This window comes from Variovorax sp. AB1(2024), assembly GCF_037482385.2.
Lineage (GTDB): Bacteria > Pseudomonadota > Gammaproteobacteria > Burkholderiales > Burkholderiaceae_C > Variovorax.
On the sequence record NZ_JBBHKP020000001.1, the window covers coordinates 3866986 to 3884961 of the forward strand.

A 17976-nucleotide genomic window follows, 5' to 3' on the forward strand; every position below is an offset into this window, starting at 1 on the left:
CTTCCACAATGACACAAACCCGCACTGCAAGATTGAACGGAGCGGCTCATTGCACCGGGGTGATCCTGATGTCCGTGGGCGTGGCGTCCAGCAGCAGTTGCGAAGGCCACGGCGCCCAGGTCGCACCAAGTTCGGGCGTGTTCGGATCGCCCTTGCGCATGAAGGCCCCGATGCTGGCCATGACGGCCTTCGACAGCGCGAGCCGCCCTTTCTCGTTGGCCTTGCCGCCGATGGAGCTCGACAGCACCGACGGGCCGAAGTTGCCGAACACGAACGGCAGGTCGAAGGCGTGCGAGGCCCCGTACACGTCGTTCCACGGCGAAGCCTCCTGCGACCAGTCGAGGCGGTAGTGCCAGATGTTCGACTGGCGCGTCTTCATCGTGTCGAGCAGGTTGTCGCGGTTGGCCTCGAACAGGCCCTTCGTGATGAGCGCGGTGGCCGCGTTGTAGCCGGTGCCGGCCTTGTCTACCGGAAGGTAGAACGGATCGATGATGTCGTTCACCGTGAGCGTGGGCGCGGCATCGGGGTCGAAGTTGAACATCAGCGAGAAGCGCTGGGCGTCGTTGACGATCCAGCCCGAGGTCGGAAAGCCGATGGTCCCCAGCAGCGAGGCGAAGAGCTTGCCCTCGTCGCGCGTGTTGCCCGCGAGCATGGGCACCTTCACGTACCGGTCGGCCGCGATGGCGCCGATGGGGTCGGTCGGGATCACGGTGCCATCGGGAATCGGCGCGACCGAGCCGAGCCCGGCCGCCGCCACCTTGCCCAGCAGCGCACCGCCGTCCTGCGCCCGCAGGTACTCTGCGATCTGGGCCGGCGTGCGGGTGGCGATGTAGGCCTTGGCTGCGGTTTCGTCGGCAGCTGTGCCGTCGGCCACGAGCAGCTTCTCCAGGATGGCCGCGCCCTGCGCGAGCGAAGCCGAGGCCGGCGAGAGCGAAGGCAGCGTGCCGGGCGGCAGGTTGGTCGCGAGCGAAATGCCGCCGCTCATCTCGAAGGCCTTGTGGAACAGGCCCTTGGCCATCGGCGAAGTCATGACCGACAGCAGGTTGGTGGCGCCTGCCGACTCGCCCGACAGCGTGACGTTGCCCGGATCGCCGCCGAAGTTGGAAACGTTGTCCGCAATGAAGCGCAGCGCCGCCATGTTGTCCAGCAGCGCGAAGTTGCCCGAGTCATCGCCCTGCGTGCCGCCGGGTTTCAGCTGCGGAATGTTCAGGAAGCCCAGGATGCCGAGGCGGTAGCTGGCGGTGATGACCACCGCGTTGGCGGTCTTGGCCAGCTTGGCGCCGTCGTACAGCGGGTCGGCCGTATAGCCGGAGATGTTGCTGCCGCCATGGATGAACAACAGCACCGGCAGGTTCTTCTCGGACGTCGCCGGGCGCCAGATGTTGACGAACAGGCAGTCTTCGCTGCCGACCGGCTTTCCGAGGTTGGTGCCGATGGTGGCGTCGTAAGTGTTGTTGAGGCCGGGGCTGAAGATGCGGCCAATCTGCAGGCAGGCAGTGCCGAATCTGGCGGCCGGGCGGATGCCGCTCCAGGCTTCGGGCGCAACCGGCGCACGCCAGCGCAGCGCGCCCACCGGTGCCTTGGCGAAGGGGACCCCCTTCCAGTAATAGGTGCCAGAGCCGGCGCTGTCGTCCACGCCTTCGATCTTGCCGGCCGTGGTCTGGCGCACCATCGGGCCGTCGGCCGGAGGCGGGGCCGCGGGCGCGGGGGCTGGCGCCGGCGCAGGCGCAGCCGGCAGGAAGGCGAAGCCGGGCGAACCGGACGATCCGCCGCCGCAGGCCGAGAGCGCTGCCAGGGCCGCGACGGCGACCACTGCGGCGGCGGCCCTGGCTATCGCTGTCCTTGCCGCCGCGCCCTGGTCTTGCGTCGTTGTCTCTGCATTCATGTTTTTGTCTCCACACCGGGTTAATCGGAATTCCTTGCCTGGCGCACGGCACCCATACTCCGGGCCGCCGAGCACGCAAAAAAATTCTAGAAACCGGCGTCGTTTTCATCGCTATCGCAAGGAAGCCAAACGAATGACTTCAGGAGCCTCCCTGTCGCACCGCCAGCGCGGGCCGCAACGCCGGTCCGGCGGCATGCCGCAGCCGGAACTGCGCACCAGCTCCGCCGCGTGGCTCGAAGGCGTGCTGTCGATGTTCGAGGCCGAAGGACTGGACGTGCCTTCGCTGCTGCTGGAGGCCGGCTTCGACCCCGAGTCCCTGCACCGGCAGAACGCACGCATCCCCGTCGACGAGATCACGGTGCTGTGGCAGCTGGCCGTGGCGCGCGCCGCCCGGCCCACGCTGGGCCTGCATCGCGACCTGGCCGCCACGCACAGCAAGCTGGGCACGGTGGGCCATGCCATGTCTTGTAGCCCCACGCTCGGGGCTGCGCTCACGCGGCTGGCGCGCTACATGGCGGTGATCTCCGACGCGACAGCTTTCTCGCTGCACCCCGAGCCGCGCGGCTGCTGGCTGGCGATGGAACACACCGGCGGCAGCCTGCCGATTCCGCGCCAGCGCGTCGAATACGCCCTGCTGACAACGCTCATGCAATGCCAGTGGCTCACGCGGCGCGACCTGCAGCCGCTGGCCATGGAGTTCGTCTACCCCTCGCCGGCCGACGACCGGCCGCACCGCGAGGCCTTCGGTTGCGAGGTGCGTTTCAACGCGCCGGCCAACAGGCTGCTGCTGTCGGCCGCCGACCTGGCCCTGCCGCTGCCCACCCATCACGAGACGCTGGGCGAGCTGCAGGAGCACCTGCTCGACGATCAGCTCGACCTGCTGGGCCAGACCACCACCAGCAGCCTCGTCTGCGCCGAGATCGCGCGCCGGCTGCAACACGGCGAGCCGCGCCGGCAGGACGTGGCATCGGGCCTGGGCCTGGCCGAGCGCACCCTGCAGCGCAGGCTCCAGGAGGAGTCGGTGTCGTTCCAGGGCTTGCTGGACCGCACCCGCCGCGAACTTGCGCAGCAGTACCTGGCGGAAGACCGCCATACGCTGACCGACGTCGCGGACATGCTGGGCTTCGTCGACACGAGCAACTTCTTCCGCGCCTGCAAGCGCTGGTTCGGCGTGCCGCCGGCGCAGTACCGGGCACGCATCTGGGACAGCCCCGCGCCGCTCGCCGCCTGAACGGCCACCCCGATGGCCCCCGCGGCAAGGGGTTTCGCGCTCTGCCGGACAATCCGCGCATGAGCTTGCTTGCTGAAGACACCCCGGTCGCCGACCTGGGACTGCGCTGGAAACCCGGCTTCTCCAACCTGGGCCCCGCGTTTTTCACCGAACTGCGGCCGACGCCCCTGCCCGATCCGTACTGGGTGGGGCGCAGCGAGGCCGTTGCGCGCGAACTCGGCCTGCCGCCCGGCTGGCATGAGTCGGGCGACACGCTGGCCGCACTGACGGGCAGCATGCCCATTGCGGGCACCCGCCCCTTTGCAACCGTGTACAGCGGCCACCAGTTCGGCGTGTGGGCCGGCCAGTTGGGAGACGGGCGCGCCATCATGATCGGCGAGACCGACGGCGGGCTCGAAGTGCAGCTGAAGGGCGCGGGGCGCACGCCCTACTCCCGCGGCGGCGACGGCCGCGCGGTGCTGCGCTCCAGCATCCGCGAATTCCTCTGCAGCGAGGCGATGCACGGGCTGGGCATTCCGACCACGCGCGCCCTCAGCGTGACCGGCTCCGACGCCCGGGTGCGCCGCGAGGAGCTCGAAAGCGCAGCGGTCGTGGCACGCGTGGCGCCCAGCTTCGTGCGCTTCGGCCACTTCGAGCACTTTGCCGCCAACCAGCGCGAAGACGAATTGCGCGCGCTGGCCGACTACGTCATCGACCGCTACTACCCGGACTGCCGCAATACCGGGCGCTTCAACGGCAATGCGTACGCCGCATTCCTGGAGGCAGTGAGCGAGCGCACCGCCGCCCTGCTCGCGCAATGGCAGGCCGTGGGCTTCTGCCACGGCGTGATGAACACCGACAACATGAGCATCCTGGGGCTCACCATCGACTACGGGCCGTTCCAGTTCCTCGACGGCTTCGATCCGCGCCATATCTGCAACCACAGCGACACCAGCGGCCGCTACGCCTTCAACCAGCAGCCCAACGTCGCGTACTGGAACCTGTTCTGCCTGGCGCAGGCGCTGCTGCCCCTGATCGGCGACCAGGAAATCGCCGTGGCCGCGCTGGAGTCTTACAAGAGCGTGTTCCCCAGCGAGTTCGAGGGCCGCATGCGCGCCAAGCTGGGCCTGGCTGACGCGGCCGAGGGCGACCGCCCGCTCGTCGAAGGCGTGCTCAAGCTGCTGGCCGCGGGCAAGGTCGACTACACGATCTTCTGGCGCCGGCTGTCGAACTACATGGCCGACGGCAAGCTCGAGCCGGTGCGCGACCTGTTCCTGGACCGCGAGGGCTTCGATGCCTGGCTGCTATTGTTTTCGGAGCGCCATGCGGCGTCCGACCGGGCGAGAGTGGCGGGCCTGATGCTTCGGTCGAACCCCAAGTTCGTGCTGCGGAACCACCTCGGACAGCAAGCCATCGAAGCAAGTCAGCAAAAAGACAACTCAGGTGTGGCAACCTTGCTGGCTCTGCTCGAGTCCCCATTTGAAGAACATCCCGGCGCCGATGCTTATGCCGGCTTCCCGCCCGACTGGGCCTCCACGATCGAAATCAGCTGCTCATCATGACCACTCCCGTACAGAAAACCGACGCCGAATGGAAAGCCCTGCTCGCTGAAAAAGGCGCCGAACCCGCCGCCTTCGAAGTGACGCGTCACGCCGCCACCGAACGCCCCTTCACCGGCAAGTACGAAGCCCACTGGGACGACGGCACCTACCACTGCGTGTGCTGCGGCGCCAAGCTGTTCGAGTCTTCGACCAAGTTCGACGCCGGTTGCGGCTGGCCCAGCTTCTCCGAAGAAGCGGTGCCCGGCGCCATCAGGAACATCATCGACCGTTCGCACGGCATGGTCCGCACCGAGAACGTCTGCGCCAATTGCGGCGCCCACCTGGGCCACGTGTTTCCCGACGGCCCGACCGAGACCGGCCTGCGCTACTGCATGAACTCGGCTTCGCTCGACTTCCAGAAAAAGGCCGACTGAGCCGCTCCGAATGAAACTGATCCTCGACTTCTTCCCGATCCTGCTGTTCTTCGGCGCCTACAAGCTGGCCGACATCTACACGGCCACCGGCGTGCTGATGGCCGCCACCGTGGTGCAGATGGCCATCATCTACGCCATGGAGCGCAAGTTGCAGGCCATGCAGAAGGCCACGCTGGTGCTGATCCTGCTGTTCGGCACGCTCACGCTGGCGCTGCACGACGACCGCTTCATCAAGTGGAAGCCGACCGTGCTGTACGGCGCAATGGCGCTCGCGCTGGCCGTGGCGCTCTGGGCGCTGAAGAAGAACTTCCTGAAGATGCTGCTGGGCCAGCAGCTCGAGCTGCCCGAGCGCATCTGGGGCCGCCTGAACGTGGCGTGGATCGGCTATTGCCTGTTCATGGCCGCCATCAACGGCTATGTGGCGGCGTACTTCACGACCGAGGCCTGGGTCAACTTCAAGCTCTGGGGCTACGTGTTTCCCATCGTCTTCCTGGTGGCGCAAGGCCTGTACATCGCGCCGCACCTGAAGAACGACGACAAGCCCACCGCATGACGAGCAACACCACCACCGCACTCCTGCCCACGGCGGCCGACCTCGAGGCCGCGCTGCGCGAGGCGCTGGCCCCCACGCAGCTCGAAGTGATCGACGAAAGCGCCGCCCACGCCGGCCATTCGGGCGCCAATGCGCAAGGCCGCGGCACCCATTTCCGGGTCCGCATCGCCTCGCCCCGGTTCGAGGGAAAGCCCCGCGTGGCGCGGCATCGGCTTGTGTATGATGCCCTCCAAGTTTTTATCGCACAGGGTCTGCACGCCATCGCCATCGAGGTGCTCTGAGTCGTCCAAGGGGCCGCGCGCCACGCCCGATGTGGTTGCAGCGGCTGCCGTGCCATCCCGCCGTTTTCTTCCCTATCCCTGCTTTCTTTCCCGCGCCTTTTCCTACACGCGCATTTCCTTTCCAGCTCGATATTCATTCCATGAAAAAACAAATCTTGCAGGCCGTCGCGGCCGCAGTGCTGCTCGGTGCCATTCCCATGGCCGCGCTCGCACAGAACGCAGCCATCGTGAACGGCAAGCCGGTGCCCAAGGCCCGCATGGACGTTCTGGCCCAACAGCTGGCCGCCGCCGGCCGCCCGGTGACGCCTGAAATGCAAGGCCAGCTGCGCGAGGAAATCGTGGCGCGCGAAGTGTTCATGCAGGAAGCCCAGAAGCAGGGCCTGGACGCCAGCGAGGACTACAAGAACCAGCTCGAACTCGCCCGCCAGGCCATCCTGATCCGCGCGCTCTTCGACAACTACCGCAAGAACAACCCCGTCTCGGACGCCGACGTGAAGGCCGAGTACGACAAGTTCGTCGCGGCCAACGGCGGCAAGGAATACAAGGCGCGCCACATCCTGGTCGAAACCGAAGACCAGGCCAAGAAGATCATGGCCGACCTGAAGAAGGGCGCCAAGTTCGAAGACATCGCCAAGAAGCAGAGCAAGGACCCGGGATCGGGCGCCAACGGCGGCGACCTCGACTGGGCCAACCCCGCGAGCTTCGTGCCCGAGTTCTCGGAAGCCATGATCAAGCTCAAGAAGGGCGAGACCACCCCCGCCCCGATCAAGACCCAGTTCGGCTGGCACATCATCCGCGTCGACGACATCCGCCAGGCTCAACTGCCGAAGCTGGAAGAAGTGAAGCCGCAGATCACGCAGCAGCTGCAGCAGCAGCGCCTCCAAAAGTACCAGGAAGACCTGCGCGCGAAGGCGAAAGTGGAATAACCCCCAGGCTTCGCGCACTTCGTGTCGCTACGCCCACCCCCTTGCAGGGGGCAACACCTGCGGCCCGGCGAAGCCGGTTCCGCGGTGTTCTGGAAATGAAAAAAGCGGCCCGCGGGCCGCTTTTTCGTGGGCGTCCTTATTTCAGATCGCCCAGGTGCCGAAGTTGTCGCCCGGGCGGTCAAGCACGACGAAAGCCTGCCAGATCCTCGATCCGCGCCGCTTCCAGCACGTGCCGGCTTCCCGGGTGATCGAGGTCGAGCATCTGCTTCAGCCCACCCAGCGACGCGCGTTGCGCCAGATCTGCATCCAGGGGCTCAGGTCGCTCTTGTCGCCCGAGGTCCAGCTCATCTGGATGTTGCGGAACACGCGCTCCGGGTGCGGCATCACCGCGGTGAAGCGGCCGTCCGGCGTCGTGACCGAGGTCAGGCCGCCCGCGCTGCCGTTCGGGTTGAACGGGTATTGCTCGGTCGGCTGGCCGTGGTTGTCGACGAAGCGCATCGCGCCGATGGCCTTGGCGGCGTCGCCGCGGTGCTTGAAGTTGGCGTAACCCTCGCCGTGCGCCACCGCGATCGGCAGGCGGCTGCCGGCCATGCCCGCGAAGAAGATGCTCGGCGACTCGAGCACTTCGACCATCGACAGGCGCGCCTCGAAGCGCTCGCTCTGGTTGGTGGTGAAACGCGGCCAGGCCTCCGCACCCGGAATGATGTCGGCCAGCTCGGCGAACATCTGGCAGCCGTTGCACACGCCCAGGCCGAAGGTGTCGGCGCGGCCGAAGAAGGTCTTGAACTGCTCGGCCAGCTTCGGGTTGAAGGTGATGCTGCGCGCCCAGCCGATGCCGGCGCCCAGCGTGTCGCCGTAGCTGAAGCCGCCGCAGGCGACCACGCCCTTGAAGTCGGCGAGGTCCGCCCTGCCCGTCTGCAGGTCGGTCATGTGGACGTCGAAGGCTTCGAAGCCGGCTTCGGTGAAGGCGTAGGCCATCTCGACGTGCGAGTTGACGCCCTGCTCGCGCAGGATCGCGACCTTGGGGCGCGACTGCAGGATGGCGGGCGCAACGGCGGAGCCGGTCTGCGCATTCGGCAGGAACACGTGCATGCCCGGATCGTTCGGCACACCGGCCGCGGCGTGTTCGGCATCAGCGCAGGCGGGGTTGTCGCGCTCGCGGGCGATCTTCCAGCTCACCGAGTCCCAGACCTGCTGCAGGTCGTGCAGGCTGGCGCTGAACACCGACTTGGCGTCGCGCCAGACTTCGACCTTGCCCTTGCCCGCATCCATGGGCGAGCTGGCGGGGCGGGTCTTGCCGACGAAGTGGCTGTGCGTGCTGAGGCCGTGGGCGCGCAGCACCTGCATGACATCGTTGCGCTCGGAGGTGCGCACCTGCAGCACCATGCCCAGCTCTTCGTTGAACAGCGCCTTGAGCGTGAGCTCCTCGCGCCGCGCGCTGACCTGCTGCGCCCAGTTCTTGGCGTCGCCGGTTTCCATGCGGCTGTCGGAAATGCCGTCGCCTTCGGTGACCAGCATGTCGACGTTCAGCGCCACGCCCACATGGCCGGCAAAGGCCATTTCGCAGGCGGTGGCGAACAGGCCGCCGTCGCTGCGGTCGTGCATCGCGAGGATCTTGCCGTCGGCGCGCAGCGCGTTCACGGCATTGACCAGGGCCACCAGTTGCGCCGGGTCGTCGAGGTCGGGCACCGTGTCGCCGCTCTGGTTGAGCGTCTGCGCCAGGATGCTGCCGGCCATGCGGTGCTTGCCCTGGCCCAGGTCGACCAGCACCAGCGTGGTGTCGGCCTCCTCGGCGTCGAGCTGCGGCGTGAGCGTGCCGCGCACGTCGGCCAGCGTGGCGAAGGCGCTGACGATCAGGCTCACGGGCGACGTGACCTTCTTGGCTTCGCTGCCGTCCTTCCACTGCGTGCGCATCGACAGCGAATCCTTGCCGACCGGAATCGACACGCCCAGCGCCGGGCATAGCTCCAGGCCCACGGCCTTGACGGTTTCGTACAGCGCGGCGTCTTCGCCGGGCTCGCCGCAGGCGGCCATCCAGTTGGCCGACAGCTTCACGCGCGAAAGTTCGATGGGGGCGGCCAGCAGGTTGGTGATGGCTTCGGCCACGGCCATGCGGCCAGAGGCCGGTGCGTCGAGCGCGGCCAGCGGCGTGCGCTCGCCCATGCTCATGGCTTCGCCGGCAAAGCCCTTGTAGTCGGCCAGCGTCACGGCGCAGTCGGCCACGGGCACCTGCCACGGTCCGACCATCTGGTCGCGATGGCTCAGGCCGCCCACGGTGCGGTCGCCGATGGTGATGAGGAAGCGCTTCGACGCCACGGTCGGATGCGCGAGCACGTCGATGGCGGCCTTCTGCAGGTCGATGCCTGTCAGGTCGAGCGGCTTGAAGGTGCGCGCCACGGTCTTCACGTCGCGGTGCATCTTGGGCGGCTTGCCGAGCAGCACGTCCATCGGCATGTCGACCGGCTGAACCTCGGCGCCTTCGTCGGCCACCAGCAGCTGGCGCTCTTCGGTCGCCACGCCGACCACCGAGAACGGGCAACGCTCGCGCTCGCAGAAGGCCTTGAACTGCTCGAGCGATTCCGGCGCGATGGCCAGCACGTAGCGCTCCTGGCTTTCGTTGCACCAGATTTCCTTCGGCGCCATGCCCGATTCTTCGAGCGGCACGGCGCGCAGGTCGAAGCGCGCGCCACGGCCGGCGTCGTTGGTGAGTTCGGGGAAAGCATTGCTCAGGCCGCCGGCGCCCACGTCGTGGATCGCCAGGATGGGGTTGGCCGCGCCCTGCTGCCAGCAGTGGTTGATGACCTCCTGCGCGCGGCGCTCGATTTCGGGGTTGCCGCGCTGCACCGAGTCGAAGTCGAGCTCGGCCGCGTTGGCGCCGGTGGCCATCGAGCTGGCGGCGCTGCCGCCCATGCCGATGCGCATGCCGGGGCCGCCGAGCTGGATCAGCAGCGAGCCGGCCGGGAACTGGATCTTCCTGGTCTGGGTGGCGTCGATGCTGCCGAGGCCGCCCGCGATCATGATGGGCTTGTGGTAGCCGCGCTGCACGGTGTCGAGGTCGCTCGCCACCGTCTGCTCGTATTCGCGGAAATAGCCCAGCAGGTTGGGACGGCCGAACTCGTTGTTGAACGCGGCGCCGCCCAGCGGGCCCTCGGTCATGATCTGCAGCGGGCTGGCGATGTGCTCGGGCTTGCCGTAGTGGCCGTCTTCAGGCCACAGCTTCGACACGGTGAAGCCGGTCAGGCCGGCCTTGGGCTTGGAGCCGCGGCCGGTGGCGCCTTCGTCGCGGATCTCGCCGCCCGCGCCGGTCGATGCGCCGGGGAAAGGCGAAATGGCGGTCGGGTGGTTGTGCGTCTCGACCTTCATCAGCACATGGCTCAGGGCGCTATCTTTTTGATAGCTCTGCGAGCCGCTGGCGGGGATGAAGCGCTCGATGGTCGCGCCTTCCATCACCGAGGCGTTGTCGGCATAGGCGATGACCGTGTGCTGCGGGTTCTGCTTCTCGGTGTGGCGGATCATCGAGAACAGGCTCTGCGGCTGCGCCTTGCCATCGATGGTGAAGTCGGCGTTGAAGATCTTGTGGCGGCAGTGTTCGCTGTTGGCCTGCGCGAACATCATCAGCTCGACGTCGCTGGGGTTGCGGCCCAGGCGGGTGAATGCGTCCACCAGGTAGTCGATTTCGTCCTCGGCCAGCGCCAGGCCGAAGCCGGTGTTGGCGGCCACCAGCGCAGTGCGGCCGCCGGCCAGCACGTCGACCTGCGCCATCGGCTGCGCCGGAAGCTCGCTGAACAGGCTGGCCGCCTGCTCGACCGTGGCCAGCACCGATTCGGTCATGCGGTCGTGCAGCGGGCCGGCCGCGGCGGCCAGCTGGTCGCCTTCGAGCACGGGGGCCTTGCCGATCAGCGGGGCCTTGAGCTTCAGGTGGTACTGGGTGACGCGCTCGACCCGGCGCAGCGCCAGGCCGCAGTTGTGGGCGATGTCGGTGGCCTTGGAGGCCCACGGCGACACGGTGCCCAGCCGCGGTGTGACCACCACCGAAGTGCCCGCCTTGGCCGGCGCCTCGAAGGGCTCGCCGTAGGTCAGCAGCGCGGCAAAGCGCTCGCGGTCGTCCGTGCCGAGCGCCGCATCGGTCACGACCAGGTGCACGAAACGGGCCGAAATGCCCTCGATGCGCGGCTCGATGGCCTGCAGCTTCGGCAGCAGCTGGCGTGCGCGGAAATCGCTGAGTGCGCTGCCGCCCTCGAACATGGTTACGACAGGAAGGGCTTGAGGTGCGGGCTGCGTCACGGTCGATGGGGCCTCGGGGGCCGCGTTGGGAATCAAGGAATAAAGGCGAATGACCGCTGACTGGGGTCATCCGCGTTAACCCGGGATTTTAGCCGGGCCGATGGGATAATTCGGGGATGAGCATTAACTACAAAGACGCTGCGGGCATCGAAGCCATGCGGGTCGCCTGCCGCCTGGCCTCCGAGGTGCTGGACTACCTCACCCCCTTCATCAAGCCCGGCATCACGACCAACGATGTCGACCGGCTGGCCGCCGAATACATGGTCAAGCAGGGCACCACCTCGGCCACGGTGGGCTACATGGGCGCCAGCAGCGTCCCGTTCCCGAAGTCGCTGTGCACATCGGTGAACCACGTGGTGTGCCACGGCATTCCCAACGACAAGCCCCTGAAGAAGGGCGACATCATGAACGTCGACGTGACCGTCATCAAGGACGGCTGGTTCGGCGACAACAGCCGCATGTACGTGATCGGCGACGCCTCCATCGCAGCCAAGCGCCTGTGCAGCATCACCTTCGAGGCCATGTGGCACGGCATCCTGCAGGTACGCCCCGGCGCGCACCTGGGCGACGTGGGCCATGCGATCCAGAAGTTCGCCGAAGGCCAGGGCTTCTCGGTGGTGCGCGAGTTCTGCGGCCACGGCGTGGGCCAGCGCTTCCACGAAGAACCCCAGGTGCTGCACTACGGCCGCCCGGGCACCATGGAAGAACTCAAGCCCGGCATGATCTTCACCATAGAGCCCATGATCAACGCCGGCAAGCGCGACGTGAAGGAAGACTTCAAGGGCGGCCAGTACGACGGCTGGACCATCGTCACGCGCGACCATTCGCTGTCGGCCCAATGGGAGCACACGGTGCTGGTCACCGAAACCGGCTACGAGGTGCTGACGCTCTCCGCCGGCAGCCCTCCGCTGCCCTCCTTCGTCACCTCGACCAAAACCTGACGCGCGCACGCGTTCCCCGGCCGTGATCGAAGCAGCCAAGATCGACGTGGCGACGCTGCGCGAAGCCTATCGCGCGAAGAAGCTCGCGCTTTTCGACACCCTGCGCTTTGCGCGCGCGCCAACGCGCAGCGTGCATACGGTGCTGCGCCAGCTCTCGGCGCTGGCGGACGAAACACTGTGCGCCCTGTGGCGCGAGGCCGATTTCGGCGACGCGCTCTCGCTGGCCGCCGTGGGCGGCTTCGGGCGCGGCGAGCTGTTTCCGTATTCCGACGTCGACGTGCTGCTGCTGTTGCCGCCCGAAGGCCACGAGAACGCGGTCGACCCGGCCCGCATCGAGGCCTTCATCGGCCATTGCTGGGACGCCGGCCTCGAAATCGGCTCCAGCGTGCGCACCGTCGACGAATGCCTGGCCGAGGCCGAGAAAGACGTCACCGTGCAGACCTCGCTGCTCGAGGCACGGCTGATCGCCGGCGACAAGAAGCTCTTCACCGCCTTTCGCCGCCGCTTCGCCCGCGCCATCGATCCGCAGGCTTTCTTCGTGGCCAAGTCGCAGGAAATGCGGCACCGGCACCAGAAGTTCGACAACACGCCCTACGCGCTGGAGCCGAACTGCAAGGAATCACCCGGCGGCCTGCGCGACCTGCAGACCATTTTGTGGATGACCAAGGCTGCCGGCTACGGCAGCCGCTGGGACGACCTGGCCAAGAACGGCCTGGCCACCTCCTTCGAAGCCCAGCAGATCAAGCGTAACGAGGCCCTGCTCTCGCTCATCCGCGCCCGGCTCCACGTGATCGCCAACCGCCGCGAAGACCGGCTGGTGTTCGACCTGCAGACCGCCGTGGCGGCCAGCTTCGGCTATGAGAGCGAGTCGCAGCGCAAGTCGAGCGAGGCGCTCATGCGCCGCTACTACTGGGCCGCCAAGGCGGTGTCGCAGCTCAACCAGATCCTGCTGCTCAACATTTCCGAGCGCCTGCAGCCCAGCGACGAGCGGCACACGCCGATCAACGAGCGCTTCTACGAGCGCGCCGGCCTCATCGAGATCGCCAGCGACGACCTGTACGAGCGCGAGCCGCACGCGGTGCTCGAGACCTTCCTGCTCTACCAGAAGACCATCGGCGTGCAGGGCCTGTCGGCGCGCACGCTGCGCGCGCTCTACAACGCGCGCCATGTGATGGACAGCAAGTTCCGCAACGACCCGGTCAACCACGAGACCTTCATGCGGATCCTGCAGCAGCCCTATGGCATCACGCATGCCTTCAGGCTGATGAACCAGACCTCGGTGCTGGGGCGCTACCTGCGGGTGTTCCGCAGCATCGTGGGGCAGATGCAGCACGACCTGTTCCACGTGTACACGGTCGACCAGCACATCCTGATGGTGCTGCGCAACGTGCGGCGCTTCTTCATTGCCGAACATGCGCACGAGTACCCGTTCTGCTCGCAGCTCGCGGCCGGCTGGGACAAGCCCTGGATCCTGTACGTGGCGGCCCTGTTCCACGACATCGCCAAGGGCCGCGGCGGCGACCACTCCACGCTTGGCGCGCGCGACGTGCAGCGCTTCTGCAAGCAGCACGGCATTGCCCGCGAAGACGCCAGGCTCATCGAATTCCTCGTGGCCGAGCACCTGGTGATGAGCCAGGTCGCCCAGAAGCAGGACCTGAGCGACCCCGAGGTCATCAGCGCCTTCGCCAGGCGCGTGGGCAACGAGCGCTACCTCACGGCGCTCTACCTGCTGACCATCGCCGACATCCGCGGCACCTCGCCGCGCGTGTGGAATGCCTGGAAGGGCAAGCTGCTCGAGGACCTGTACCGCTACACGCTGCGCGCGCTCGGCGGCCGCATGCCCGACCCGGACGCCGAGGTCGAGTCGCGCAAGCGCGAGGCGCTGGTGCAGCTGGCCCTGCACGCCCAGCGCTTCGAAGCGCACAAGGCCCTGTGGGACACGCTCGACGTGGGCTACTTCATGCGCCACGACGCCACCGAGATCGCCTGGCACGCCAAGCAGCTCTCGCGCTTCGTGCCGCCCAAGGGCGTGCCGATCGACCCGAAGGCGCCGCCCATCGTGCGCGCGCACCTGTCGCCGGTGGGCGAAGGCCTGCAGGTGGTCGTCTACACGCCCGACCAACCCGACCTTTTTGCGCGCATCTGCGGCTATTTCGATCAGTCGTCTTTCAGCATCCTGGACGCCAAGGTGCACACCACGAGCGACGGCTACGCGCTGGACACCTTCCAGGTGGTGACCACCTTCCTGCCCGACCACTACCGCGACCTGATCAGCATGGTCGAGTCGGGCCTGGCGCAGACGCTCACCGAGGCCGGCGCCCTGCCCCCGCCCAGCATGGGCCGGGTGTCGCGCCGGGTGCGCAGCTTCCCCATCAAGCCGCGCATCAGCCTGCTGCCCGACGACAAGGCCCAGCGCTGGCTGCTCAACATATCGGCCAGCGACCGGGCCGGGCTGCTGTACTCGGTGGCCCGGGTGCTGGCGCGCCACCACCTGAACCTGCAGCTCGCCAAGGTGACGACGCTCGGCGAACGTGTGGAAGACACCTTCCTCATCAGCGGCCCCGAGCTGCAGGGGCAGAAAACCCAGCTGGCCATCGAGACCGAGCTGATGGAAGCGCTGGCGTCCTGAGCCGCAGGTTTTTAGGGCGCCGCGGCCGGTCTGGCGCTACTTTCGTACAACGAAAGCCTGAAGCCTTGGCGCATCGCCGTCAAAATGTGGGCTATGGACTCACTGATTGAACAGCTTTCAGACTCGGTCTCCTCGGCCAAGACGCTCGAGGACCTGGCTCGCCCCATGCTCGAAATGCTCGAAGTGGTCACGGGGCTGGAATCGACCTACCTCACGACCATCGATCTCGAAAAGGGCCTGCAGAGCATTCTTTTCGCTCGGAACGCGAAGGAAATGACCATCCCCGAGGGCCTTTCCGTCCCCTGGTCCGACACCCTCTGCCGCCGCGCCCTCGAAGAAGACCGCCCCTTCGCCGACGACGTCGCCACCCGCTGGGGCGACTCCGACGCCGCCCGCCAGCTCGGCGTCCAGACCTATGTGAGCACACCGATCAAGACGGACAGCGGCGGCCTCTTCGGCACCCTGTGCGGCGCCAGCGCGGACAAGCTGCCTCTGTCGCCCCATGCGGCACCGGTGCTGCGGCTCTTCGCGAAACTGCTGGCCCAGCAGGTCGAGCGCGAGATGCTCCTCGTCAAGCTCAAGCGGGCCAACGCCGAGCTGGCCGCCTACGCCTCGACCGACAGCCTCACCGGCCTGCCCAACCGCAGAACCCTGATCGACGCCCTGCGCCGGCTGCTCGCCCAGTGCGAGCGCGAAGGCCGCAGCACGCTGGTCGGGTTCATCGACATGGACGGCTTCAAGAAGATCAACGACAAGTACGGCCATGACGTGGGCGACGATTTCCTGTCGACCATGGCCGGCAGGCTGTCGGCTTCGCTGCGGGCCAGCGACGTGCTGGCGCGCTTCGGCGGCGACGAGTTCGTGGTGATCGGCGCGGGCCCGGGCTTCGACGAATCGCCGCGCACCGCGGCGCGCGCGCTGGCCGACCGCCTGGGCGAAAGTACCATCGGCGACCTGCGGCTCAACGGCAAGACCACCATCGAGTACGGCGGCGCGAGCGTCGGCGTGGTGGCCGTCGACCCGCGCGCCACCACCGCGGAAGAAGCGCTGAAGCAGGCGGACACAGCCATGTACAACGTCAAACGCGAGCGCCGGGCCACGGCGCCCGCCAGGGAAACGCAGCTCGACTGAATGAACACCGACCGGCTGGTACGCCTAGAAAAGGCCCTGGGTTCGCTCAAGGCCCGGATCACGATGGGGGGGATTTTCGCGCTGGTGCTCGGCATCGGCCTGATCACGACCATCATCGTGGGGCGGACCGAGCACGACCTGCTGGAATCGCAGCGCCAGCGCGAGCTGAACGAGTCGGTGCGCACCGCCGCCCTGCTGGGCCACAACGTGATACAGCTGCAGCGCGTGCTGGAATCGGTGGGCAACGCGCTCAACGAGCCGCTGCTCAACGACCCGGCGGCACTGAAGGCGTTCCTGCAGAGCAAGCCGGTGATGCGCACCTTCTTCGCCAACACCTACATCGCCACGCCCGACGGCAATGTCCGGGTGATGAGCGACGACAAGGGCGTGTCGCAGCCGGAATTGAACATCGGCGACCGCCCCTACTTCCGCCGGCTGCTGGCCGAGGGCCGGCCGATGGTGTCCGAGCCATTGCTGGGCACGCTGACCGGCGAACCGATCATCGCCGTCAACCAGCCGGTACGCGGCGCCAACGGCATCTATGCCGTGCTGGGCGGCACGCTGCGCCTGTCGAGCCGCGACCTGCTCGAGGGCCTGGTCGACCCGCAGGAAGGCGATGCCGGCGCGCTGGTTGTCCTGACCGACGCGCAGGGCCGGGTGCTGGCGCACCCCGACGGCAAGCGGCTGCTGCAATCGATTGCCGACGAACCCCGGCTGGCCCGGGCCTTCAAGGCCTGGCAGGCCGCGGGCAGTCCGGTCGAGCCGCTGGGCCTGCTGCTGCCCCAGGCGCAGGAGATCGCCAGCGTCGCCGGCGTGCCCGGCCCCGACTGGGTGGTGTGGCGCGTGCGGCCGGAAGCCGAGGTGCTGGCGCCGGTGAAGGCCGCGCGCCGGCTGGCGCTGGTCTGGGCCTTCACGCTGGTGGCGGTGCTGTCGGCCGGCATCTTCATGAGCCTGTGGCTGCTGCTGCGCCCGCTGAGCAAGCTGGAGCGGCGCGCCCAGCACATGTTCGACGACGCCATGCGCCCCGAGGACGGCTGGCCCACGGGCGACGGCGAGATCGGCCAGCTCGGCCAGGTGCTGCGCCGCGTCGGCGTGCAGCGCGCCGAGCTGGAACGGCTGAACGGCGAGATGTTCAGCAAGCTGCGCTCGGTGATGCGCGCGGCGCCCATCGGCATCGCCTTCATCCGCGACCGGCGCTTCGAGCTGGTGAGCGACGAACTGTGCCGCCTGCTTTCCTACCGCGAGGACGAGCTGCTGGGCAAGCCGGTGGACCTGATCGTCGTGCCCGAGGAAGACCAGCCCGCGCTCGCCGCGCTGGAGAAAGAGGCTTTCGCCAGCAGCAATTCGTACGTGGGCGAATCCCGCATGCAGCGCGGCGACGGCTCGCGCTTCTGGGCCCGGCTGCGCAGCCGGCCGGTGGACCCGGAACACACCGATTTCGGCTCGATCTGGACGGTGCTCAACATCGAGGAACAGCGCAATGCCCGCAAGGCGCTCGAATGGTCTGCCGCCCATGACGGCCTGACCGGACTGGCCAACCGCCAGCGCTTCGACCAGCAGGCGCAGCGGCTGATCGAGGGCCGGCCGGGCTCGCTGCCGGCGGCGCTGGTGTTCATCGACCTGGACCACTTCAAGCAGGTGAACGACACCGGCGGCCACCTGTCGGGCGACGCCATGCTGCGCGCGGCGGCCGCGGCCATCATGTCGCGGGTGCGCTCCGGCGACCTGGCGGCACGCATCGGCGGCGACGAGTTCGCGCTGCTGCTGGAGCAGTGCACGCATGAGGCCGCGGTGCGTGTGGCGGAAGACATCGTGGCGTCGATCTCGGCGATCGCGCTGCCGTGGCTGTCGGGCAGCCTGCACGTCGGCGCCAGCATCGGCGTGGCCAGCCTTTCGCATGAGATCGGCTCGGTCGACGCCTGGGTCGATGCGGCCGATGCCGCCTGCTATGCCGCCAAGGCGGCGGGACGCGGCGTGGTGCGCGCCGGGCGTCCGCCGCGCCTGCCGCAGGCACCCAACGGCAACGGCTCCGTGCGCGCCGCTGGGTCGACACCGGACAGCATCGAAGACTGACCGGGCGGCGCCCCGCTTGGGTGCGCCGGTTGAATCCGGAACGCGCCTTGCGCCGTATCGAAGGTGGCGGTGCACGGGTTTTGTGCAG

12 protein-coding genes are annotated in these 17976 nt (G+C 67.8%); 10 read left to right on the forward strand and 2 right to left on the reverse strand.

The features are described 5' to 3' along the window. Positions 1-46: 46 nt before the first annotated feature. A complete protein-coding gene (locus WIX39_RS18040; protein WP_106934420.1) occupies positions 47-1885 on the reverse strand; it encodes a carboxylesterase/lipase family protein in 1839 nt (612 codons plus the stop codon). A gap of 151 nt (positions 1886-2036) precedes the next feature. Here WIX39_RS18040 and WIX39_RS18045 point away from each other — a divergent pair, with 151 nt between their 5' ends. The 6 genes from WIX39_RS18045 (at position 2037) to WIX39_RS18070 (ending at position 6830) form a co-directional block, all read left to right on the forward strand. Further along, positions 2037-3116 (forward strand): AraC family transcriptional regulator, encoded by a 1080-nt coding sequence (locus tag WIX39_RS18045; protein ID WP_106937436.1) that lies wholly within the window; start codon positions 2037-2039, stop codon positions 3114-3116. Positions 3117-3175: 59 nt separating this feature from the next. Further along, positions 3176-4657 (forward strand): protein adenylyltransferase SelO, encoded by a 1482-nt coding sequence (locus tag WIX39_RS18050; protein WP_106934419.1) that lies wholly within the window; start codon positions 3176-3178, stop codon positions 4655-4657. Further along, the gene (msrB, locus tag WIX39_RS18055) at positions 4654-5070 is read left to right on the forward strand and encodes a peptide-methionine (R)-S-oxide reductase MsrB (RefSeq protein WP_081269438.1); all 417 of its coding nucleotides are present in this window, start codon (positions 4654-4656) and stop codon (positions 5068-5070) included. The genes WIX39_RS18050 and msrB overlap by 4 nt, the downstream gene beginning before the upstream one ends. 10 nt (positions 5071-5080) lie before the next feature. Next, positions 5081-5623 carry a septation protein A gene (locus WIX39_RS18060; protein ID WP_081269437.1) on the forward strand — a complete coding sequence of 181 codons (543 nt, stop codon included), beginning with the start codon at positions 5081-5083 and terminating at the stop codon, positions 5621-5623. After that, positions 5620-5904, forward strand: coding sequence for a BolA family protein (locus WIX39_RS18065; RefSeq protein WP_081269436.1), 285 nt, complete (start codon positions 5620-5622; stop codon positions 5902-5904). Before WIX39_RS18060 ends, WIX39_RS18065 begins: the two co-directional genes overlap by 4 nt. 140 nt (positions 5905-6044) lie before the next feature. Further along, positions 6045-6830 carry a peptidylprolyl isomerase gene (locus tag WIX39_RS18070; RefSeq protein ID WP_081269435.1) on the forward strand — a complete coding sequence of 262 codons (786 nt, stop codon included), beginning with the start codon at positions 6045-6047 and terminating at the stop codon, positions 6828-6830. 267 nt (positions 6831-7097) lie between these two features. Here the strand turns inward: WIX39_RS18070 and purL are convergent, their stop codons facing one another. Further along, positions 7098-11075, reverse strand: coding sequence for a phosphoribosylformylglycinamidine synthase (gene purL / locus WIX39_RS18075; RefSeq protein WP_409195530.1), 3978 nt, complete (start codon positions 11073-11075; stop codon positions 7098-7100). A 155-nt stretch (positions 11076-11230) separates the two neighbouring features. On the opposite strand from purL, the gene map reads away from it, so the two are divergent. The 4 genes from map (at position 11231) to WIX39_RS18095 (ending at position 17888) form a co-directional block, all read left to right on the forward strand. Continuing rightward, positions 11231-12055: a type I methionyl aminopeptidase gene (map, locus tag WIX39_RS18080; protein WP_081269432.1), complete on the forward strand. Its 825-nt coding sequence runs from the start codon at positions 11231-11233 to the stop codon at positions 12053-12055. A 22-nt stretch (positions 12056-12077) separates the two neighbouring features. Then, the gene (locus WIX39_RS18085; protein ID WP_285410615.1) at positions 12078-14684 is read left to right on the forward strand and encodes a [protein-PII] uridylyltransferase; all 2607 of its coding nucleotides are present in this window, start codon (positions 12078-12080) and stop codon (positions 14682-14684) included. Between the two features lie 93 nt (positions 14685-14777). Further along, a complete protein-coding gene (locus WIX39_RS18090; RefSeq protein ID WP_106934416.1) occupies positions 14778-15815 on the forward strand; it encodes a GGDEF domain-containing protein in 1038 nt (345 codons plus the stop codon). Beyond that, positions 15816-17888, forward strand: coding sequence for a sensor domain-containing diguanylate cyclase (locus WIX39_RS18095; protein WP_409195531.1), 2073 nt, complete (start codon positions 15816-15818; stop codon positions 17886-17888). The last annotated feature ends 88 nt before the right edge of the window (positions 17889-17976 follow it).